Genomic DNA, 19,812 nt, shown 5'->3' with positions numbered 1-19,812 from the left:
AATGTCCTTGATATCTCACATCTGCCATCCCAAATCCAAAAGTACGCGCGTGCGTAGCTATCCCGTAGGGAATCGCCCTTTGCTTCCCCAAGTGCTATCGCTTTATACATATAAAAGCTGATTAGCGATTTCATCAGCCGTTAGCGTATTTAATAAAATGGCAACCCGTTGAGCAATCTCATAGGCGTTCTTTTGAGGTATCACAATAATCCCAGAATGTTGTTTTCCTTCTGTCATATAATCTAGATGCAGTCGCTCAAAGTCTACGCGATTATGGGTGAGCAAACATCGCTCAATAGATGCTGCGTAAGCTAATTGTTGGCTATCGGATTTACTCAGCATTCCCTGTTCGCTGGTTGTCGTCACATCGAACCCTCTAGCCAGCAGTAAAGTAGCGACAAGCCTAGAAACATCTTCATCGGTATAAATAGTTGCAAACAGTTTCACGGCTTTCTCATTGCAGCTTTAACAGCAGGATGAATCAAGTCTTCAGGAATTCGATTGCGCTCAATATAAGTATTTATTTCTTCCTGGTTATCCAAATAAAAGCTCAGCGCGTCAAAAATTTGAGCTAATTTCAGGTGAGGTAAGTGCATGGGGATTTCTTCAGGAGTAATACCCAAACGCCACAATTCCACGATCGCCCGAACGGAAGTCCTGGTTCCTGCGATTATTGGTTCGCTTTGCAAGATTTCAGGGTGACGTGCGACATAACGCGAAACAGATTGTACATTCATGGCAGATTAACAGGGCAGATATATTTTTATTATATGTTATTATTTAAGCTAAAAGTGTGCCAAATCTTGAGAAGCATTAAGCACGATCGCCCTTTTTTCCAAGTGCGATCGCCCGTTCAGATATATTCAAAGCTAATTAATCTTCCCCTAACTCTGAAAACAATAATTCCAAGTCTCGATCGCCCCGCAGCACGCGAGCAATATCAATCCCGTCCGATCTCGGGTAATAAAAAATTAAATAATCCCTAACAATAAATCCGCGCAAGTTGGGGGATAACCTCTCATAGCGTTTGCCCATATTAGGAAATTCGGCGACAAGTTTACATTTTTGACGAATTGCATCAAAAAGCTCGCTGGCGGCCCTGGAACTATTGCCAGCAATTCACAAATCTCATTCAAGTCTCGGACGGCTTCATCTGAAAATGTATAACTGTTCATGCCCCTGACTGTTCTCTTCGATCTATTTTTTCTTGAATTTTGGCAAACACAAGTTCTCCATCTGTCACTTGTCCCTTAGCAATTTGTGCAGTTCCCACTGCTATTTTCTGGCGGAGTTCTTCGATGCGTTGTTTTCGTTCTCTTAAAAGTGCGATCGCTTCTCCAATTAGTTCTTCAGCGCTGCCATATTTTCCGCTTTGAATTTGCGCTTGAATAAACTCTTCGTATTCCGGCTTTAAGACAATATTCATTGACTTGCTCCTTTAAATCACAGAAAGGTTACTGCACGATAGTGACATCTTTTGTAGATTAGCTTAGCACAAATATCAACATTCTCAGAGATTGTGGCCGCCCTAGAGTCGAGCTTGAAAAAAATATTGTGAATCGCGTGCGATCCTCTTCGTTGGCGTAGCCCCCGTAGGGGCGGGCTTCGCTAACGCACTTTTCGCCAACCTCTCTACAACTTCCCAATTTGTTGAGCAAACCACATCGCCGCCGTGCCATTTCCCTCACCCAAAAGTTTCAAAGTCTCCGATAGTAAAGTAATTGGCAATCCTTCAAGGGCACCGGAAATTTCGCATTCCTGATATTTCCCGTTTTCCTGCAAGCGAAATGCCAAAACTCTCTCGCCCTTAATATCTACTACCCAATACTCAGGAATTCCTAAAGCAGCATAAAGGCGCTTCTTTTCATCTAAATCGCTGGCCAAAGTAGTATCGGCTATCTCCCCGACTAAATCGGGAACTCGCGACTGATTCAGATTAATTCGGCGGGGTTCCCCTTTTTGCCATTGGTGGAAATCTCCGCCGATGTATAAAACTTTATCTGGTGCACCCGCTCCCACTTTAGGTTTCTCAATTACACAACCGCTGAGAGAATCAAAAGTTTGTCCTATTTTGGTAGTAAACCACACGAAAAATATGATAGTAAACAGATCGTTAAATCTGGCGTGCTGAGACCCTTCATTACCCATGTCTATCCAAAGATATCCTTCATAAAAAAATATTCTCGCTTCCTCCAAAGACGGATCTTCGCAGGCTGCTAGATAATCTTCCCACCTCGCGGCTTGCCATTGAGGAATTTCCCCCACTTGAGACACGATGAATTTTGCAGTTGTAGAAGTCATGATTTAAAAGCAAATTGAGGATAAAATTATCCTAACTTAAGTCGCTATTTATAGCCGAAGGAAGAAGGAAGGCACTACAGGGATACACGGATGAATTATCGAGTCTGAGTCATTCTTAAAAAGGAAGAAAATACAAGAAAGATCGACTTGCAGTCAGACGAAGGGGGCGGGCACGGGGGCACCGCCCCTACAAATGGCGATCGCAATCCTTCTGCTTATCGAATTGCTGTGGGCGCCGCAATTGGTACTTCTAAGTCTGGTTGCAAGTCAAAAACTACGACAAGCGTTGCTTGAGGCATGAGTTGACGCAGACACAGCAAGTGCCCCTCAGCATCCGATCGACTGCGAAATCGCCCCACAATCGCCCGCTGCATACTGGGCATGAGTTTGGCGATCGCCCAAGGGTAAAGGCGTTTTTGGTACGCGATCGCACTAGGATTCGCTGCGAATCCCTGTTGATAACCGTTTTGTGGCATAATCGTGTTGTATTCGTAAGGAGTACACAAAAGGCGTTAGTAAGTTTCTTGGCGGGAATGTACTAACGCCTTTTCCATTAAAATTCAAGCACATATCACAAGAATTGTCAATTGTCAATTCTTAACGCTAAGTTTTAACGGTTATTGTATCTGAAGCTTTTATCGGCTAGGGATTTGAGGGTTTTAGTAAGTGTTGAATTGTTTGCCAAAGTGATAGATTTTTGATTTTTAACCGCAGATGCACGCGGATAAACGCGGATGAAGGAAAGATAAATTTAGTATAAGTTAAGGGGCGATCGCACTTAATCACCCATCACAAAATCACTCTTTTGTCAAGACAAAAACACTGTCTTTATTCCCCCGTCCAATCCGCAAATCTTTATCCAAATAAGTGATGTCAAGCCATCCCTGCTGTTCACGAGTATCCAGCCCGAAATCTACAGCAGCGAACTTTTTACCCGACTCAATCTCATCGATAAACTTCCCCGGAAATTCATAGCCAATCAACCTGCTTAAACCTACTATAGACCGCTCAAACTTCACCTGCACTCGCCGTTCGGAAGTTGGCTCAAATCTCGCGGCTACACTGACAATTCCTTCCAAATAAGGCAAGCCGTAAAGTTCGCCAATGTTGTAAATTTTAGATTCTTTGACGCGGATAGATTGATAAATTTGACCCAATTTTACCAAGGGAAAACTGTCAAGATTCAGCAGTTCGCGGCTGGTGGTGTACAATAACCGCCAATCACCATTTAAAAGCTCTGCAGCTTCGACAGGGCGAGGCGTGGGGTTGTAATCTTCCAATTGGGCGATCGCGCTTAAAATCGCTTGTTTGTCGGTGGGAGTAGCCAGCAAACCTCGATTCTTACCAGCAATTATCTCTAATAGTGAAGATTTTCTAAGCATGATTTTTTAAGAAGGAAGAACACGGATTTTGACACGAATACACGGATTAATTATCGAAGGTGAGGCAAAAGTCAGACCGCTCTTTTCTTCTGTCTCAAGCGAGAGGGAGGAAATTTTGTGTAGTAGCGATTTTAATCGCCGAGTCCGCAGAGTATTAACAACTAATAACTAAGATACCAAATTTCACCAAATAAAGCAGAGTCCGATACAGGTAGGCTAATTGTTGCTCGTTTTTAACGTAGCGTCGGATAACTTCCCCCACGCTGATCGCACCTTCCTGCTCGATCGCATCCAATATCTCCATCTGAATGTTAACAGAGATTCTTCTGTCCTGACCGAAGCGGGTAAACCAAATTGTTTGCAACTCTCTGTGCAGTTCTGGTGTGGCGATCGCCCCCAGACTCAGCATCATCTCATTGCTTAAAGTTCTAGTCGCATAATGGCCCAATACCCGAAACGGATCGTCGCCTAGGGGATAAGGTGGCTTCCCAGCTTTTAAAGGTGCTGACTCCGGTGCCCCCAGGCGAATTTCTGCTAATTCCCGCCACAATTGTTCGTAAGCAGCAATTACTACTTTCCAATCATAAATTTCCCACGCCCTTTGTCGGGCATTTTCCCCCATCCGCTTTCTCAATTCGGGGTTTTCAATTAATTGGCACAACGCCAGGGTGCAAGCATCAATGTCAACTGCTGTCGCGAGGGAAGTGTGACCCATGTAAGTTGGCCAATTTAAGCTGTCGTCGAGATAATTTAGGGCTAAATCTAAACAAGATTCGGGGGGCGGGATGAGTGTGGGAATTCGGAAGCCGTCTATTTCGTGGCGTACAGATTCTTTGTATCCGTTCCAATCGGAGACTATGGCCGGCAGTCCGTTCGCCATAGCTTCAATTGGCGTTAGCCCAAAGGTTTCTTGAACGTTGTCCGAAAGCGAAATGAAAATATCGGCCGCCGACCAAATATTAATTCTAATTTCCGGCTTTCTCCCATCTAAAAAAATAGCATTCACGGAGGGACAAAATATTTGCGCGCTATTTTTAAAGTCGGGTTCTTCTCTCGGATCTTCGATCCAACCTGCTTGAATTAAGTGGATTTTGGCTTTTGTCTGTTGTGCCGCGCCCTCTAGGGCGATGTACATCGGTACCGGATGAGCTTTTGCAGAAAAAATCAATCGACCGACAAATAACACAACAATATCTTCGGGAGAAATGCCCAGTTCTTGTCGCAGTTGGCGGCGACTATTAACTGCTTCCACACCCTGCGGAAACGCGCTGCAATCCACTCCTAGGGGAATAACCGGCAATTTGACTAAAATTTCCGGTTTACCGCCGTTGCGCTGGGCTAAATATTCAGACCACTCCGTCATAACTCCTTCTACTGCTGTTTTCACCGCTGCAGAGGTGCAGATCAGGGCGTCCCAAGGCTGCATGGGTGCGGTTATCAAATCGCCGATCGCCCCCATGATGTATTTTGTACCGATCGTGTGAGTAACGCCGCAAACGCTGTAGGCCCGCTGATCGAAAAATCTGCGCGCCCACACCATCTGCGACAGAACCGGATCGGGTCGATAAATTGTGCCCGGTTGAGATAGCAAATCCGGTCGTTCTGTGGGAATCCAGCGGACTTTCCGAGGTTTTTGCAGCCAAGGTTGGATGTGCGAACAAAACTCCTTAAAGGTTGTTTTGCTATCGGCGTAACAGTAGAGAGAGTCAGCGGTTCCGTGTTGGACTAAGCTTTTGAGAAACCCTTCTCCGGCTGAATGACGCCCCAGAAGTTTTTGCCCTCCGGTGTCGTAGCCCTCTTTGTTGTATAAAACCGCTGCCGTTATATCCATTCTGAGATTTATTGCTTGAGAGTTGACTGAAGAAGCCAGAGGGCATTCGATCTCAGGCTTTGATGAAAAACCAGGAGACTGTTGTGAATCAAACCCTTGCCGTTAGCGAAGCTTGCAGAATACGATCGCCGCTTGTCCCGCGATATCTTAAAGACGATCGTCTTAGATTACAATGCTTACGGCTAAAGAAGGATTGGCAAGAGCGGATTTTAGTGTTATCCTCATGCCCATGCTTGGGGGCGATCGCCTTTTCGGTCTCCCATCTTATCCGATCCGGAACCAAACAGTGCCTGTGGTATAATGCTTTAGCCTTGCTAAATGCCCGATTTGCAAGTGCTTGATCAAATGAGCAGTTCGTCGGCAAAACGTTACCTCTACTCGATCGCGTCTTTGTCTTTAAAAACCGATAATCATGTACAACCCATCTCTGCGTCAAATTCCTCGCCACTTACCTGCGGATGTAATTCCATTAAAACAGCAATCTTCTCTTTTAGACTGGTTGGAATCTAACAATCGCCTGTTAGCAAGGGATGTCCAAGAACCCGACTATCTGCACGAAGAAGAAATTTCTGAACTTATGGCAGTTGACGACAGTCCTTACGATGATTTAGAAGAGGAAGTAGAAGAGGATGTGAGTGTAGGCGAAGAATAACGGGTAGAAGGGTGAAGAAATCAACCGGAAACAGGGAAGAAAAACTAAGAGATTTCTCAATCTCCTGTATCGCACCCTATTCCCCATTGTCAATTGCTTATTCTCAAATAGTGTGTGGTGAGGAGTGTTATGGATAACTTTTTGGATGAGAAAATCCCTTTTAGTCTGCCTTTCAAACTTACAGGCAGCAATTTATTCCGGCTGCTGGGTGTGGGACTCTGCACTGTAGCGATCGGTTTAGATGTAGCAGCGGATAGATTTTTGAATTTACCTGCATCGCTATTTATGCCGCTAATTGTTTGTGCTTTAGTTGCGTCGGGGTTGGGCTATGCAGTTGTGCCCGTACTCCAGCAACTAAAAGCAGGACAAATAATTCGCGAAGACGGCCCCCAAGCCCATTTGAAAAAAGCGGGAACGCCGACAATGGGAGGCATCTTTTTTATACCTGCTGGGGTAGCAGTTGCTTTACTTTGGTCTAAGTTTAACTCAGATGTTGTTGCCGTATCGGCTTTAACTTTAGCTTACGGTTTCATTGGCTGGATTGATGACTGGCAAATTCTGCGACGCAAGTCGAACAAAGGTATTTCACCTCGGATGAAATTGGCTTTGCAAATAAGTTTTGCTGCTCTATTTTGTCTGTGGCTGATGTTTCATCAACCAGCAATTTCTACGAATGTTGCTTTGCCTTTCGGTTGGGTATTGCCATTAGGTTTGCTGTTCTGGCCGCTGGCGGGTTTTGTGCTAGTTGCCGAAAGCAATGCTACTAATATTACCGATGGTGTTGACGGGTTGATGGGAGGTTTGGGGGCGATCGCACTTTTAGGATTGGGCGCATCGGTAGCCTCAACTTCGCCAGAATTAATGATATTTTGCGCCTGCACCAGCGGCAGTTGTCTCGGTTTCTTAGCACACAACCGCAATCCAGCCAAGGTGTTTATGGGCGATACAGGTGCTTTAGCTTTAGGCGGTGCGTTGGGTGCGGTAGCTTTATTAACAAATAGCCTTTGGATATTATTAATTATCAGCGGGATTTTCTTTATTGAAACGCTGTCAGTAATTGCTCAAGTAGGTTATTACAAAGCTACAAAAGGCCCGGATGGAATCGGCAAGCGTCTGTTAAGAATGGCTCCACTGCACCATCATTTAGAGTTGTGCGGCTGGTTGGAAACTCAGGTTGTTGGCATTTTTTATATAACTAACGGGGTGTTAGTGTTAATGATTTTGATGTTTACTAGCAACAGTTAACAACGGATTTGGTAACGGATTGTGCAGGGGATGCAAGAGATATTTTCTCCTATTTCAAAGAAACAGGCAAGATGCCTGTTCCACAATAACTGAATGCAGTTGTGGAACAGGCATCTTGCCTGTTTAAGGCTTAAGCAACACGCTTTTGGGCTGTTCCAGATTTCTTAGTCTCTTAGAGAGGGACTTCGTTTCTGTAGTAAGTAGCAGTTTCAACCGCCGAACAATCTATGATATCCCTAGTTAATGCAATGGAAATAAAAAAAATCAGGGGCAATATTGGAAGAATTGTTTCATCTACAAGCCTTCTCTTGCTGGCTGCTAGCTCAGTTTTTTACTGGAACCTCGTTAGGCTGGGTTATGCTGTTCCAATTCCCTACATTTTAGACGTTTTCTGCTTAAATAAATGTCCGGCTGATGAGTTAAATATTTTGCATACCCAATTCCCCCCCGATAATTTATTAAACTACGACAAGCCGCTAAGACAAATTTTAGGCGAACCAGATAAGTTAGATAAAAACAGAATTTCCATCCTAGTTGAAAAATCAAAATACAGGCTGACTGTATACGATAGCAAAAAGCCAGTAAAATCTTATCCTGTAGTATTTGGTGGCAATCCCACAGGTGATAAATTAAAAGCAGGGGATTTGCGGACGCCGGAAGGTGTTTTTAGTATTAAAGATATGTACCCTCACGAAACTTGGTCAAAGTTTCTGTGGCTGGATTATCCAACTAAACAATCTTGGCGCAAACACGTAAAAGCCAAGCAAAACGGTACAATTGGCTGGGGCGATAGCGTGGGCAGCGAAATCGGGATTCACGGCGTTCCTGCTAATTCGGATAATATTATAAAATCTCGATCGAACTGGACTTTGGGCTGCGTTTCGCTGCAAAATAAGGATGTTGAGGAGTTGTATGGGTTTGTGCAGAAGGGAACGGCAGTAGAAATTAGTCCGTAGTCAGCAGTCAGTAGTCATTAGGAGGAAGTACAAACATTAATCCGTGTATCCGTGTCATAATCCGTGTTGTGCCTCCTTCCCCATGAACAACAAAATGTTTTTACCGGAAGTTTCGGTGGTAGTGCCAGTTTACAATGGCGAGATGGATTTGCCGGAGTTGATCGAGTGCCTGCGATCGCAAACTTATCCGCCACACAGTGTAGAATATCTCTTAGTAGACAACAACAGTCGCGATCGCACTTCAGCAATCCTCGAAACAGCAGCCTCTAACCCCCCCTCACTCCCGCCCTTGGTAAAGGGGGGAAGCAATTTCAATCAAATAACCATTCGCCACCTCACCGAAAATCAGATTCAAAGTTCCTACGCCGCCCGCAATCAAGGAATTCGCGCATCCACAGGCGAAATCATTGCATTTACCGATGCAGACTGTCGCCCGGAATCTGACTGGCTGGAAAATTTAGTTAAGCCATTTGTTGACTTAGAAGTAGGAATTAGCGCTGGGGAAATACTCGCATTCCCCGGTAAAACTATTTTAGAACAACACGCCGATCGCCAAAATACTTTATCTCAAAAACATACACTCGCTCACCCTTTTTGTGCTTACGGCCAAACAGCCAACTTAGCTGTACGGAGGCTAGTTTTACAACAAATAGGATTATTTCGCCCTTACCTCAGCAGTGGCGGCGATGCGGACTTATGCTGGCGGATTTTGCGGGAAACATCCTATAAAATGTATTTTGCCGAAAATGCGATCGTCCGACACCGCCACCGTTCTACAATAAAACAGTTGCAAAGTCAATGGTATCGGTACGGCGAATCTAATAAATATTTGCACGAACTCCACGGTGTCGATTTGATGCGAGAATTCACAACAGGGGAATATTTTTATCGCCTGGCTAGGTGGCTGTTAAAGGAATTTCCGGTGGCAGCGGCCAAAAGTGCGATGGCCCAAGCCGATATGGTAGATTTGTTTAATACGCCGATCGGTCTTTTGAATGTTAGGGCAAGGTCGATGGGACAGCGCCAAGCCAAACTTCCCGAATCAGCTTGGCAGATTGAGCGGTTTTAATCGGTTTTAATATTTTAGAGCAATAAATTATTGTGCGATCGCACTTGCGATCGACAAATATTCGTTTGTACACAATCCGCCCTTATATACATATAAGTATAGTTTATCAGTACAGATAAATAAGCTGAATCCGAAATATGAAAATTTAACGCAATACTTAATATAAAATTAATAAGTCTATTCTGAAGCGCTCGGTTTGACGAGGAGAAGAAACTCAGAGGCAAACCCCAAAATTTTCTTTACTTCTGCCTTCGGGCTTTTCACTGCTGTCGTCAGCGCGTTGGGAATTATTCTCATAATTTTAAATTTTTGTAACCTTTACAAGTAATGCCAATGGCTCAAATCTTACTCCAGACCGTTTGGTTTATACCTTGCTATCCACTCATCGGCGGAGTTCTGTCGATGCTGTGGTTTCCGGCAATTACCCGTCGCACGGGGCCAAGACCATCCGGTTACGTGAACGCCATCTTAACCTTGTTCGCTTTCTTACACGGCGTCATAGCCCTGACAGCTATCTGGAACCAACCGGCACAGCACCAGTTAATTCCCTGGCTGAATGTAGCAGGTTTAGACTTAACCATTCCCGTAGAAATCTCTACTGTCACCGTCGGCGCGACAGTTTTGATTACCGGACTGAACTTGCTGGCGCAGATTTATGCTTTCGGTTACATGGAAATGGACTGGGGCTGGGCGAGATTGTTTTCCCTGATGGGGCTGTTTGAAGCAGGGATGTGCGGCTTGGTACTGTGCAATTCCCTGTTCTTCAGCTACATGATTTTGGAAGTTCTGACTTTGGGTACTTACCTGCTAGTCGGGCTGTGGTTCAATCAGTCTTTGGTGGTGACAGGAGCCCGCGACGCTTTCTTAACAAAGCGGGTGGGAGATTTATTCCTGCTGATGGGAGTAGTCGCAATTCTGCCGCTGGCTGGAACTTGGAATTTTGACGAGTTGGCTGTTTGGGCTCAGACTGCAAAGCTTGACCCTACTGTAGCGACGCTGTTGAGCTTAGCCTTGATTGCCGGCCCGATGGGCAAATGCGCCCAGTTTCCCTTGCACCTGTGGCTGGATGAGGCGATGGAAGGCCCGCTACCGGCGACAATTTTGCGGAACACCGTAGTTGTGGAAACTGGTGCTTGGATATTGATTAAGTTGCAGCCAGTGATTGCTTTGTCGCCGATCGGACTGAAGACAACTATTATTGTAGGCGCTGCGACGGCGGTGGGTGCTTCATTAATTGCGATCGCCCAAATCGACATTAAGCGCACGCTTTCCTATATAGTCAGCTCATACATGGGCTTAGTATTTATCGCCGTCGGCACCGGACAAGCCCAGACAGCCCTGACATTGATATTTGCCTACACCTTGGCAATGGGTTTGTTGGTGATGAGCATCGGTTCGGTAGTTTGGAACAGCATCACTCAGGATGTCCGCTCTCTCGGCGGTTTGTGGGGAAAGCGGCCAATATCGGCAATATCGTTTATTGTCGGTAGCGCTGGATTGGTGGGACTGCCGCCCTTCGGCTGCTTCTGGGCTTTAGAAGACTTCACATCCGGGCTTTGGCAAACTCACCCTTTCTTGTTAGGAATAGTGCTGTTTGTAAACGGCGTCACTGCTTTTGGCTTGGTGCGCGTCTTCGGTTTAGTTTTCGGCGGCAAACCAAAGCAAATGACCGAACGCTCGCCGGAAGTTCACTGGCCTTTTATCTTACCGATGACTGTTTTAATGGGCTTTACTTTGCACGTTCCGCACTTGCTGGCTGCGTGGCATTTATTGCCGGGGGCAAGTTTGAATTATACCGCAACTGGACTGCTAGTTTTGTCAACCGCGATCGGCATCGGTGCCGGAGCATTTGTTTACCTGAACGAGAAATGGGAAAAACCAGTGCGAATTGGTTCTCAAGCCCTGCAAGACTTTTTTGCTTACGACTTTTACACCGCCAAACTTTACCGCGTGACAGTGATATTTGCAGTTGGTTTGGTTTCGCAAATCATCTCCTGGGTCGATCGCAATATTGTTGACGGTTTCGTGAACTTAATCGGTTTTGCAACGGTTTTCGGCGGGCAGAGCCTCAAATACAACGTTAACGGTCAAACTCAATTTTACGCCCTGACAATTCTGTTCGGTGTTGCACTTTTGGGACTGCTGATAAGCTGGCCGCTGCTAGCTCGTCTGTCGCTGATTGTAGGCGGCTAAAAAGATATAAAATTTAAGATTTTAGGTGACAGTTTTAATCTAAAATCTTAAAAACATGAAGTCTTGAACAAAGATTTCACACTCGTTCAAATAAGGCATCATACATGAACTTAAACCACAGACAATTCAATCTTTCCCGACGCAATTCCCTCAAATTTGTCGCAGGTGCCATTGGTACAGGGATACTCGCAGCAGGAGCAGGCGCTGATTTGGCCGCACCCGAACCGGCAATTGCTCAAAATGACTTGAGTCCCGATGGAGCTCTGCAAAAGTTAATGGAGGGGAACAAGCGGTTTGTTAACAGAAAACGCCAAAGTCCCAACCAAGACTTACCCCGCCTCGTCGAAGTCGCCAAAACTCAAAAACCCTTTGCTGCTATTCTCGGCTGTGCAGATTCTCGCTTTCCTTCCGAGATTATCTTCGATCAAGGATTGGGAGATTTATTTGTCTGTCGCGTGGCCGGAAATGTTGCTACTCCAGAAGAAGTTGGCAGCCTGGAATTTGGCACGCTGGTATTGGGGGCAAAAGTGCTTGTGGTAATCGGGCACAAAAGGTGCGGTGCGGTAGAGGCTACCATCAAAGGGGCTCAAGTTCCCGGTCAAATTGGCAGTTTGCTGGACGCAATTAAGCCTGCTGTCGAAAGCTCGAAAAACCAAGCGGGCGACAAGCTAGAAAATGCCTGCAAAGCCAATGTTGTGCTGCAAGCTAACAAGTTGAAAGCCTCTCCAGTTATCTCTCAGTTAATTGCGGAGAATAAACTGAAAGTTGTGGGTGGATATTACGATTTAGACACGGGCGCAGTCAATATTTTGGTTGAGTCTTGAGGCAATTTGAAATTGATAATTGGGGAAAAACTAACATTTAAACTCTCAAGTTATCAAACCATAAAAGCGTGCTAAATTGAGAGTTAATATCAAATAAGTTAGCATCGGAATAGTAAATTCGAGTTAACTGTCAACCGTCAACCGTCAACAATTATTCCGGTGCAACCGGAATTGATATTACTCTTCACTCTTCACACATTATGCTTAGTGCCTTGCTCTGGTTGCCCGCCTTGGGCGCTGCGGTAGTCGGGTTCCTGCCCGGAAATATCAATGGGATGCGTCTGCGTTCAATAGCCTCGGCTTTTGCTGCAGCTATTTTCATTTTGAATATCTGGCTGTTGACTCAATTCGATCCAGCAAATTCGGGACTGCAATTTCAAGAATATTTACCTTGGATTCCACAATTAGGTTTGAGCTACAACTTGGGCATTGACGGCTTGTCCTTGCCTCTGCTGGTTTTAAGTGCTTTGCTGACGCTATTAGTCATTTATGGCACTGGCGAAAAGATGGAGCGCCCCCAGCTTTACTACGCTTTGATTTTGCTAATCAATGCGGGTGTGGCGGGAGCTTTGATGTCTCAAAATTTGCTGCTGTTTGTACTGTTTTACGAACTAGAATTAATTCCTTTTTACCTGTTGATTGCGATTTGGGGCGGAAAGCAGCGGGAATACGCTGCCATGAAGTTTTTGATCTACACGGCAGTTTCGGGACTTTTAGTGCTGGCAGCATTTTTGGGTGTGGCTTGGCTGAGCGGTTCTTTAAATTTCGATTACAGTGCCATTACCACTCAAGAATTGCCGAGAAATTTGCAGTTAATCCTGCTAACAATTTTGCTAATTGGGTTGGGAATTAAAATTCCTTTGGTGCCGCTGCATACTTGGCTACCGGATGCTTACGTGGAAGCTTCGCCAGCAACAGCAATTTTGCTGGGAGGGATTCTGGCGAAGTTGGGAACTTACGGTTTAGTGCGGTTTGGCTTGCAGATGTTTCCCGAAACTTGGTCGATTATAGCTCCCGGTTTAGCGATTATCGGGACTGTGAGCGTGATGTACGGGGCTTTGAGCGCGATCGCCCAAAAAGACATCAAACGCATGGTAGCCTATAGTTCGATCGGGCATATGGGTTACATCCTCGTTGCCTGCGCCGCAGGTACGAAGCTGGCATTAATCGGCGCTGTCGGGCAAATGGTAAGCCACGGCTTAATTTTAGCTTTGCTGTTTTATTTGGTAGGTATCATAGAAACCAAAGTTGGCACGCGGGATTTGGACGTGCTCAATGGTTTGATGAACCCGATGCGGGGTTTACCTACTGCCAGTTCCCTGTTAGTTTTGGGCGGCATGGCAAGCGCTGGAATTCCCGGTTTGGTGGGTTTTATTGCTGAATTTTTAGTATTTCAAGGTAGTTTCTCAGCATTTCCAATTCCAACTTTACTGTGCATTTTAGCCTCCGGGTTAACAGCAGTTTACTTTGTAATTCTGCTCAACCGCACCTGTTTTGGGAAGTTGGACAATGCCACGGCTTACTACCCTCCAGTTACCTTTGGTGAAAATATGCCGGCGCTGGTTTTGGCGGGCGTCATTTTTGTGTTGGGAATTCAACCTGCTTGGCTGCTCAAGTGGAGCGAATCTACTACAAATGCGATCGTAGCCACTCTGCCGGTTGACAGAAATACCCAAGTTGCTATTAGCTATCCCCTTGAACACTCGGATATGGAAATCGCATCTACACAAACGAAGTCCGCCTCCACGGACTAAGAAATTAACTTCCCGGCATAGCCCATTGGTAACAACTTAACGTTCAACCGACCGTCTCTATTGTTAGTGTCGAAGTCTAGATCCCCCCTAACCCCCCTTAATAAGGGGGGGACAAGATTCTTCTCAAAGTCCCTTAATAAGGGGGACAAAATTATTCTCAAAGTCCCCCTTATTAAGGGGGATTTAGGGGGATCGAGACTCAGGTAAAAGCGAAATTTATCAGGGGTTTCAGTCTTAATTTGTCACCAATAGGTAGAGCCTGGAAGTAGAATGAGTAGATAAATCTTCAATTTCACTCAATCAAAGGAAGAAACAATGGTACAAACCCCTAATAAACCAGCAACTAAACTACCTCCTTCCAAACACGAATTTGCCGAAATAATTCACAGGCTAGAAGCTGGCGGCGCAATGATTCCAGATACGCCGGAAAATCTGATGCAAATCATCGCTATCTGGAAAGCTTACGCGGTGCCGATGGACTTTTACTGGCGGGATTTGCTTTACATCGCCGAACGGGTATTTTTACACCCGCTTCCCTTCTTTAAATACTTCTTGCCCCAGGAGTATTTAGACTTGCAAAATCACTATTCGGGCGACGGTGCAGATTTGCGGGTGTGGCGGGGGACTGGAAGCGCCCACCCGGAACTTTTGGAGTTCATGGAAAAGGGAGAAACTGGCAAACTCCCGCGGCTGTTTCACCATTTGTGGCACGATCGCATTAACATGGAATTTGCGGAAGAGTGCATGAGGGCGATGCTGTGGCACCGGGGCTTGTACGTCCCAACCAATCAATTCGACCCTTATTTGGACAGTGACGAATATAAGGCGAATGCCGATCGGGCAATTAAAGCTTACTTCAAAAAAGACCCGTTCATGCTGGCACTGCACAAAGCATTTCCAGAAATGTTTTTAGAACAGTGCCGCCAAATGTCTTATTACAGCAATCTCGGTTTATTCTGGGAAGTCATGGCGCCGGTGTTCTTTGAGGTTTCCGACTTGTACGACGAAGGGAAAGTTACCACTGTCCCGGAGGCGATGAATTTCCTAGTAAATGGCATATTTGCGATCGCCGGACGCCCGATTTACCACCACGTTTACATCGACGGCGAGAAGTACGAAATTATCCCCAAATCTAAAGGTTTCACTTGGCTTTACGAAGCAGCGTTACCTTACGTAGAAGCTGTATTTTATCGCACTTCGCCATTCCGAGGCACCAAATCTTACAACGCTCAAGCTAGAGAAGTTCCTGACGACCAAAAAGACTTCCACTACGGAGTGCTTTATGCAGACAAATTCCCCGTAGGTACGGCGGGGATTCCGCCGACTTTGCTAGCACAAGATATGCTGCATTTCCTGCCGCCTTATTTGAAGGATTTCTACAAACAGCGCTGTCGCGGCGAAGATGATATCCTCAATCAAATTGGGGTGACATTTCAGCGATCGATGTATTGCGTAACTTCGGCGGTGATTCAAGCTTTGCGGACTGCTCTTTTGTATCCTTTAGATGATCCGAATCCAAAGCATTTGAAGGCAAATCGGGCTTTCTTTGAGTCTCAGATCGATCGGTTCTGTCGCCCGGAATACGGCATGAAATATGCTGCGAAGTTGAATAATATTCAGACTTCGGATTATAGGTAGTCATCGGGCATGGGGAATGGGGCATCGGGCATCGGGAATTTGTTATTGCAAAAACTCCTAAGCTGTTCGGCATTTAAAAGACGATAGTATGGTGCGTCAGTACAGAAGTGTTTCCCGCATAAGCGCGTAAGTATTCACTCCTGACGCACCCTACAAGCCTCGTTAGTGGTTTAAATGCTCCACAGCTTAATGATTACCGATTACTATGCCCCATCCGATTTTAGATTAAAATTACCAATTGATCTAAAATGTAAAATTGTCCAATGTCCAATGCCCGATGCCCGATGCCCTATGCCCCTTCCCCAATAACTATGGACAGCAAACAGCTAGCCAAATATATCGAAGCAACCGATGGGATTTCCAAACCTTGGCTGTTGGTGCAACTGCGGCTGAAAAAATTGCAAGAAAGGCGATCGGAGATTTCTGCTGAAGAGTATATGACAGAACTTACGGACATTCACAAAGACTTAATGAATCTGGGGGAATGGTGGCTGGGAATCGAAGATGAAGTGTTTTAAAATTTAATTGAAAGTTCAAGTAGGATTAAGTCGATCGCACTTTAAAATTTCTCCATCAAATCTTTTTCTTGGGCATAGACATCTCGTAGCTGTTGCAGCGCGGCCCCAGAAATGACCGATTTAACCGTAGCTACCAATTGGCCCCACTCCAGCAAGCTGTCAACTGAAACAGCTTTTTTGAACTTGTGGGTGTAGAATTTCGTCCAAAATGCTGGTGCTTGCTTGCTTTTCCAGCGTTTGTACCATCTGCCAAAATCTTGAGGTGCGATCGGCTGTACTTCCAAAATAGGGGGAAAATCGGCGTAGCTGACAAAGCGGCTGATGCCTTTGGCGTGCACGTAAACCATGTAGCGACAGCATTCGATGCGGTAAATCTCGTCTGCTGCGATATTGAACAGGAGTGCAACTGTTTCTTCGGTAACGAATCTCGCCAGCGGATGCAGGATTGGCGATTTGTGAATTATTCTCGATTCTGCGATCGTCCGCGATTTTGCCGGAGTTTCTGATATCATAATAGACGCATCTCTTGATTGTAGGTGTGTACATCTTTTTGGTGTAGATGTGGAGGACAGAGATTATCTGTCCTGATTAGGTTTAATAGACGATCGCCCCTTAGTTTTCCAGGCCGGGGGGCGATCGGCTTTTTAGATGAATTTATTGTAAGGTGTTATAGCACCCATTGTCAAGCATGGGTTTAGTAAGAATTAAAGTCAGAGAACTAGCCGCAGAGAAAGGTTGGACATTCAAGGAAGTTTCAGAACGTTCTGGGGTGGTGTACAACACTGTCAAGCATTATGCCCGCTGTCCAGGGCTGACAACGGTTGACTTTACTTTGCTGCTGAAATTAGCTCGCACTTTTGATGTGATGATTGAGGATTTGGTTGAGGTTTTGGAGGAATAGGTTGATCGACCTTTCGACTTTTCCACTCTAAACCGTTGTGTTTCGTCTTGTCAAGACGCGCTTAAGCAGTTTGCATCGCAGATAAAAGCTCAGCTTAAAGGTGCTAAGATTTAGTCAAAGTTGTTAATCTCCCGTTACCTTTGTGACTAGAGCCAGTACCGCCATTGGGGTTAGCCCCATAATTAAGGAACTTGTGCAGAAAAAGGCGCTAGCAACCAGGCTAACGCTGAAGGAAATCATCTATGTCGGGATGCTGGCGATCGACGAGTTGGACGAAAAGCGCCTGCAAGAGTTGGCAGATAAAGTGCATCAGATGCAGGTGAATGGTGAAATTTGAGGGGATAATGGCGATCGCCATTTTGGTGAAGTGAGGTTCGGGGCGATCGCATATTCAAAAATTTTCCCGCCTATATTTTTCGTATAAATAAGCATCTCGCAGTTGTTGCAAAGCTGTTTCTGAGAATAGGGATTTGACTACAGCTACCAAGAGGCCCCATGCAAGCTGTTTATCCGCAGTAGTAGCGTATTTGAATTGATGTATATAAAATTGTGTCCAAAAATCAGGTGCTTTTTTGCCTTTCCAGCGTTTGTACCATCTGCCAAAGTCTTGAAGTTTCGATAATTCTACTTCTAAAATTGGCGGAAAATCGGCATAACTGACAAACCGACTGATGCCTTTGGCGTGGACGTAGACCATGTAGCGACAGCATTCGATGCGGTAAATCTGGTCTGTTGAGATATTGAACAGCAGTGCAACAGTTTCTTCTGTGACAAATCTTGCCAGCGGATGAAGGACTGGGGACTTGTAGATAATTTTGGAGCAGGCGAAGGTGCTTGATTTTAGCTGGAATGCTGCTATCATGGTGGATAACTTAGACAGTTGATACCTGTCTACATAAGTTTTAAAGGCGATCGCCCTTAAGTTGTCTAGACCGGGGGCGAGCGCTTTTTTGTATTTTTTACACTATAGCATGATTAACTGTAGTTACTCCAACATCATTGTACTTAATCGGATTGAGGATGCTAACATCAAGGAAAGTTGTTATTAATAGTTGATTATTCTTCGTGGCTAAAACTAATACTGCGATCGCGGTCAGTTCCGTGATCAAGGAAGTCATTCAAAAACAAGCGCTAGCGACCAGACTAACTCAGAAGGAAGTAGTGTATTTGGGAATGCTGGCAATTGATGCACTCGATAAGGAAAGCCGCCAAGAGTTGGCAGACAAGGTGCATCAAATGCAGATGAATGGGGAGATTTGAGGGGATAAGGGCGATCGGGCTTTTGGTGACGTGAGGGGCGATCGCTCCTACAGCCACTATAGTTGTAAGAACCATGCCATAACCTTTCGCTTCACCCATCACTGATACCTTATTGGTTCCAACAGACAACCTTAATGCGGTCGGATGCAAGCGGGTTGTTAGGTTCCCTGTACCTCTCGGTTATTACGAACTGAGTAACTCCAACCACTATTGATATATCCTTTACTTTCCTTACTTTTTCTACTTTCAGTTGTCTCCTCTGAAAAATCGATTATCAATTCATCTTCGTTTTGGTAAGTTGATGCCTCATAATACTCAGCAGCAAAGCGATTTAGCACATTATCATACGTTCTAAATTGCTTTTGTCGGTCAACAGCAGTCGCCAGTATTAGGATGTCATTGATAGTGTTACGAATATTGCCTTTGCAGTTATGTTTAGCAGCAAACTCAGAAAACAGAGTCAGCCCAATTTTTATTGTCGCTCTAGTTAGAGAGTAACAACGATAATTGTTATCCAAAATGTATTTCAACCGTTTTTTGAGGTACTTCTGCTTTTGTTTAGATAAATGAGAAACACTGAGTTCATATACGCCATAGTTTTTTTTGTTAATAACCTCAGCAATTGCTTCGTTTCCAAACTCACGATATGCAGAGAACTGACTGCCAAAGTCGATAATCACTTGGTCTGTCCGACAACCACCTCCCTTGGCCCATTTAGGATTTCCAAAATGCTCGGGAATACCAAAATCACACTCTTCTGAATTTAGTACCGAGTATCTAGCTGGATGAAGAATGTAGTAGTCAGGTTGCTTTAAGTCTCTGGGCTGAGCCAGTAAAAATTCATTAGCTGTAATTGATGAAATAGCTCGGCTTCCGTCGTGGACATCGTTCTCAATCTCCTTGAAACGATATGAAAGCACTTGTGTGTCAATAATTGTATTCACAACCCAGTCCTCTCGATAAACCACTTATCCCGGAAACTTGGGAACCTAACTACTAATTTTACCCCGCTCGCACTATAAATTTTTCTGTAGGTGCAAATTACCGCAAAAAGCTTTGGCCTGAAGGTTTTTAGGACTGATCGATCGCACTTTTCTTCCTGCTTGACAGACTCAGCCAACCACTTTGCATTGTCCCACCGATGAACATTAATCGAACTGCATTTTGCTTCGACCCATCGATCTTATTCCATCCATCCGTTACATCCGTTACACAATCCGTTGCCGAACTTCCTTCTGCTATACAAAAAAATCCCCCGCCAGAAGGCAGGGGATTTGATTTAATTACC

General features: G+C 45.1%; 23 protein-coding genes. 12 read left to right on the top strand and 11 right to left on the bottom strand.

Features of this window, described 5'->3' with window-relative positions; all coding sequences use genetic code 11:
• Positions 1–102: 102 nt before the first annotated feature.
• From QUB06_RS07125 to QUB06_RS07090, 8 genes are all read right to left on the bottom strand, one after another.
• Positions 103–447, bottom strand: a complete 345-nt coding sequence (locus tag QUB06_RS07125) for a DUF5615 family PIN-like protein (RefSeq protein WP_333434698.1) — start codon at positions 445–447, stop codon at positions 103–105.
• A complete protein-coding gene (locus tag QUB06_RS07120) occupies positions 444–737 on the bottom strand; it encodes a DUF433 domain-containing protein (protein ID WP_333434697.1) in 294 nt (97 codons plus the stop codon). Before QUB06_RS07120 ends, QUB06_RS07125 begins: the two co-directional genes overlap by 4 nt.
• Positions 738–873: 136 nt before the next feature.
• Entirely contained in the window at positions 874–1,074 is a 201-nt protein-coding gene (locus QUB06_RS07115; protein ID WP_333434752.1) for a type II toxin-antitoxin system RelE/ParE family toxin, read from the bottom strand.
• Positions 1,075–1,171: 97 nt separating this feature from the next.
• Positions 1,172–1,426, bottom strand: coding sequence for a type II toxin-antitoxin system ParD family antitoxin (locus QUB06_RS07110; protein ID WP_333434696.1), 255 nt, complete (start codon positions 1,424–1,426; stop codon positions 1,172–1,174).
• A gap of 206 nt (positions 1,427–1,632) precedes the next feature.
• Positions 1,633–2,301: a Uma2 family endonuclease gene (locus QUB06_RS07105; protein WP_333434695.1), complete on the bottom strand. Its 669-nt coding sequence runs from the start codon at positions 2,299–2,301 to the stop codon at positions 1,633–1,635.
• A gap of 215 nt (positions 2,302–2,516) precedes the next feature.
• Complete coding sequence (locus tag QUB06_RS07100) at positions 2,517–2,807, bottom strand: hypothetical protein (RefSeq protein ID WP_333434694.1); 291 nt, start codon at positions 2,805–2,807, stop codon at positions 2,517–2,519.
• 291 nt (positions 2,808–3,098) lie between these two features.
• The gene (locus QUB06_RS07095) at positions 3,099–3,683 is read right to left on the bottom strand and encodes a PAP/fibrillin family protein (RefSeq protein WP_333434693.1); all 585 of its coding nucleotides are present in this window, start codon (positions 3,681–3,683) and stop codon (positions 3,099–3,101) included.
• A gap of 154 nt (positions 3,684–3,837) precedes the next feature.
• The gene (locus tag QUB06_RS07090; RefSeq protein ID WP_333434692.1) at positions 3,838–5,514 is read right to left on the bottom strand and encodes a glycosyltransferase family 4 protein; all 1,677 of its coding nucleotides are present in this window, start codon (positions 5,512–5,514) and stop codon (positions 3,838–3,840) included.
• Between the two features lie 412 nt (positions 5,515–5,926).
• Here QUB06_RS07090 and QUB06_RS07085 point away from each other — a divergent pair, with 412 nt between their 5' ends.
• From QUB06_RS07085 to QUB06_RS07045, 9 genes are all read left to right on the top strand, one after another.
• Positions 5,927–6,166: a DUF3134 domain-containing protein gene (locus QUB06_RS07085; protein WP_006631296.1), complete on the top strand. Its 240-nt coding sequence runs from the start codon at positions 5,927–5,929 to the stop codon at positions 6,164–6,166.
• 129 nt (positions 6,167–6,295) lie between these two features.
• Complete coding sequence (gene mraY / locus QUB06_RS07080; protein WP_333434691.1) at positions 6,296–7,411, top strand: phospho-N-acetylmuramoyl-pentapeptide-transferase; 1,116 nt, start codon at positions 6,296–6,298, stop codon at positions 7,409–7,411.
• Between the two features lie 248 nt (positions 7,412–7,659).
• A complete protein-coding gene (locus tag QUB06_RS07075; protein ID WP_333434690.1) occupies positions 7,660–8,367 on the top strand; it encodes a L,D-transpeptidase in 708 nt (235 codons plus the stop codon).
• 82 nt (positions 8,368–8,449) lie between these two features.
• The gene (locus QUB06_RS07070) at positions 8,450–9,436 is read left to right on the top strand and encodes a glycosyltransferase (protein WP_333434689.1); all 987 of its coding nucleotides are present in this window, start codon (positions 8,450–8,452) and stop codon (positions 9,434–9,436) included.
• 333 nt (positions 9,437–9,769) lie between these two features.
• Positions 9,770–11,629 (top strand): NAD(P)H-quinone oxidoreductase subunit F, encoded by a 1,860-nt coding sequence (locus tag QUB06_RS07065; protein ID WP_333434688.1) that lies wholly within the window; start codon positions 9,770–9,772, stop codon positions 11,627–11,629.
• Positions 11,630–11,733: 104 nt separating this feature from the next.
• Positions 11,734–12,453, top strand: a complete 720-nt coding sequence (locus tag QUB06_RS07060) for a carbonic anhydrase (RefSeq protein ID WP_333434687.1) — start codon at positions 11,734–11,736, stop codon at positions 12,451–12,453.
• A gap of 200 nt (positions 12,454–12,653) precedes the next feature.
• A complete protein-coding gene (locus QUB06_RS07055) occupies positions 12,654–14,207 on the top strand; it encodes an NADH-quinone oxidoreductase subunit M (RefSeq protein ID WP_333434686.1) in 1,554 nt (517 codons plus the stop codon).
• Positions 14,208–14,522: 315 nt separating this feature from the next.
• On the top strand, positions 14,523–15,845 hold the full coding sequence (locus tag QUB06_RS07050; protein WP_333434685.1) for a CO2 hydration protein: 1,323 nt from the start codon (positions 14,523–14,525) through the stop codon (positions 15,843–15,845).
• A 311-nt stretch (positions 15,846–16,156) separates the two neighbouring features.
• A complete protein-coding gene (locus tag QUB06_RS07045; protein WP_333055353.1) occupies positions 16,157–16,363 on the top strand; it encodes a hypothetical protein in 207 nt (68 codons plus the stop codon).
• Between the two features lie 41 nt (positions 16,364–16,404).
• Here the strand turns inward: QUB06_RS07045 and QUB06_RS07040 are convergent, their stop codons facing one another.
• Positions 16,405–16,875, bottom strand: coding sequence for a hypothetical protein (locus QUB06_RS07040; RefSeq protein ID WP_333434684.1), 471 nt, complete (start codon positions 16,873–16,875; stop codon positions 16,405–16,407).
• Positions 16,876–17,051: 176 nt separating this feature from the next.
• On the opposite strand from QUB06_RS07040, the gene QUB06_RS07035 reads away from it, so the two are divergent.
• Entirely contained in the window at positions 17,052–17,264 is a 213-nt protein-coding gene (locus QUB06_RS07035; RefSeq protein ID WP_006631306.1) for a helix-turn-helix domain-containing protein, read from the top strand.
• Positions 17,265–17,406: 142 nt separating this feature from the next.
• A complete protein-coding gene (locus tag QUB06_RS07030; protein ID WP_190744088.1) occupies positions 17,407–17,601 on the top strand; it encodes a hypothetical protein in 195 nt (64 codons plus the stop codon).
• Between the two features lie 54 nt (positions 17,602–17,655).
• On the opposite strand, the gene QUB06_RS07025 is transcribed toward QUB06_RS07030, so the two are convergent.
• Entirely contained in the window at positions 17,656–18,126 is a 471-nt protein-coding gene (locus QUB06_RS07025) for a hypothetical protein (protein ID WP_333434683.1), read from the bottom strand.
• A gap of 203 nt (positions 18,127–18,329) precedes the next feature.
• Between QUB06_RS07025 and QUB06_RS07020 the strand changes: the two genes are divergently transcribed.
• Complete coding sequence (locus tag QUB06_RS07020) at positions 18,330–18,524, top strand: hypothetical protein (RefSeq protein WP_333211449.1); 195 nt, start codon at positions 18,330–18,332, stop codon at positions 18,522–18,524.
• Positions 18,525–18,682: 158 nt separating this feature from the next.
• Here the strand turns inward: QUB06_RS07020 and QUB06_RS07015 are convergent, their stop codons facing one another.
• A complete protein-coding gene (locus QUB06_RS07015; RefSeq protein WP_333434682.1) occupies positions 18,683–19,468 on the bottom strand; it encodes a hypothetical protein in 786 nt (261 codons plus the stop codon).
• Positions 19,469–19,812 lie beyond the last annotated feature (344 nt).

The sequence above is a fragment of the Microcoleus sp. D2_18a_D3 genome (assembly GCF_036702455.1).
In the GTDB taxonomy this organism is placed as follows: domain Bacteria; phylum Cyanobacteriota; class Cyanobacteriia; order Cyanobacteriales; family Microcoleaceae; genus Microcoleus.
This window is presented reverse-complemented; position numbering and strand designations above follow the sequence as displayed.

What these genes read in the sequence shown, in the direction of transcription:
- QUB06_RS07035 (WP_006631306.1), top strand. Translation starts at nt 17,052, where the DNA reads ATGGGTTTAGTAAGAATTAAAGTCAGAGAACTAGCCGCAGAGAAAGGT.
- QUB06_RS07075 (WP_333434690.1), top strand. Translation starts at nt 7,660, where the DNA reads ATGGAAATAAAAAAAATCAGGGGCAATATTGGAAGAATTGTTTCATCT.
- QUB06_RS07095 (WP_333434693.1), bottom strand. Translation starts at nt 3,683, where the DNA reads ATGCTTAGAAAATCTTCACTATTAGAGATAATTGCTGGTAAGAATCGA.
- QUB06_RS07090 (WP_333434692.1), bottom strand. Translation starts at nt 5,514, where the DNA reads ATGGATATAACGGCAGCGGTTTTATACAACAAAGAGGGCTACGACACC.
- QUB06_RS07070 (WP_333434689.1), top strand. Translation starts at nt 8,450, where the DNA reads ATGAACAACAAAATGTTTTTACCGGAAGTTTCGGTGGTAGTGCCAGTT.
- QUB06_RS07050 (WP_333434685.1), top strand. Translation starts at nt 14,523, where the DNA reads ATGGTACAAACCCCTAATAAACCAGCAACTAAACTACCTCCTTCCAAA.
- QUB06_RS07025 (WP_333434683.1), bottom strand. Translation starts at nt 18,126, where the DNA reads ATGATAGCAGCATTCCAGCTAAAATCAAGCACCTTCGCCTGCTCCAAA.
- QUB06_RS07105 (WP_333434695.1), bottom strand. Translation starts at nt 2,301, where the DNA reads ATGACTTCTACAACTGCAAAATTCATCGTGTCTCAAGTGGGGGAAATT.
- QUB06_RS07110 (WP_333434696.1), bottom strand. Translation starts at nt 1,426, where the DNA reads ATGAATATTGTCTTAAAGCCGGAATACGAAGAGTTTATTCAAGCGCAA.
- QUB06_RS07060 (WP_333434687.1), top strand. Translation starts at nt 11,734, where the DNA reads ATGAACTTAAACCACAGACAATTCAATCTTTCCCGACGCAATTCCCTC.
- QUB06_RS07120 (WP_333434697.1), bottom strand. Translation starts at nt 737, where the DNA reads ATGAATGTACAATCTGTTTCGCGTTATGTCGCACGTCACCCTGAAATC.
- QUB06_RS07055 (WP_333434686.1), top strand. Translation starts at nt 12,654, where the DNA reads ATGCTTAGTGCCTTGCTCTGGTTGCCCGCCTTGGGCGCTGCGGTAGTC.
- QUB06_RS07065 (WP_333434688.1), top strand. Translation starts at nt 9,770, where the DNA reads ATGGCTCAAATCTTACTCCAGACCGTTTGGTTTATACCTTGCTATCCA.
- QUB06_RS07040 (WP_333434684.1), bottom strand. Translation starts at nt 16,875, where the DNA reads ATGATATCAGAAACTCCGGCAAAATCGCGGACGATCGCAGAATCGAGA.
- QUB06_RS07045 (WP_333055353.1), top strand. Translation starts at nt 16,157, where the DNA reads ATGGACAGCAAACAGCTAGCCAAATATATCGAAGCAACCGATGGGATT.
- mraY (WP_333434691.1), top strand. Translation starts at nt 6,296, where the DNA reads ATGGATAACTTTTTGGATGAGAAAATCCCTTTTAGTCTGCCTTTCAAA.
- QUB06_RS07085 (WP_006631296.1), top strand. Translation starts at nt 5,927, where the DNA reads ATGTACAACCCATCTCTGCGTCAAATTCCTCGCCACTTACCTGCGGAT.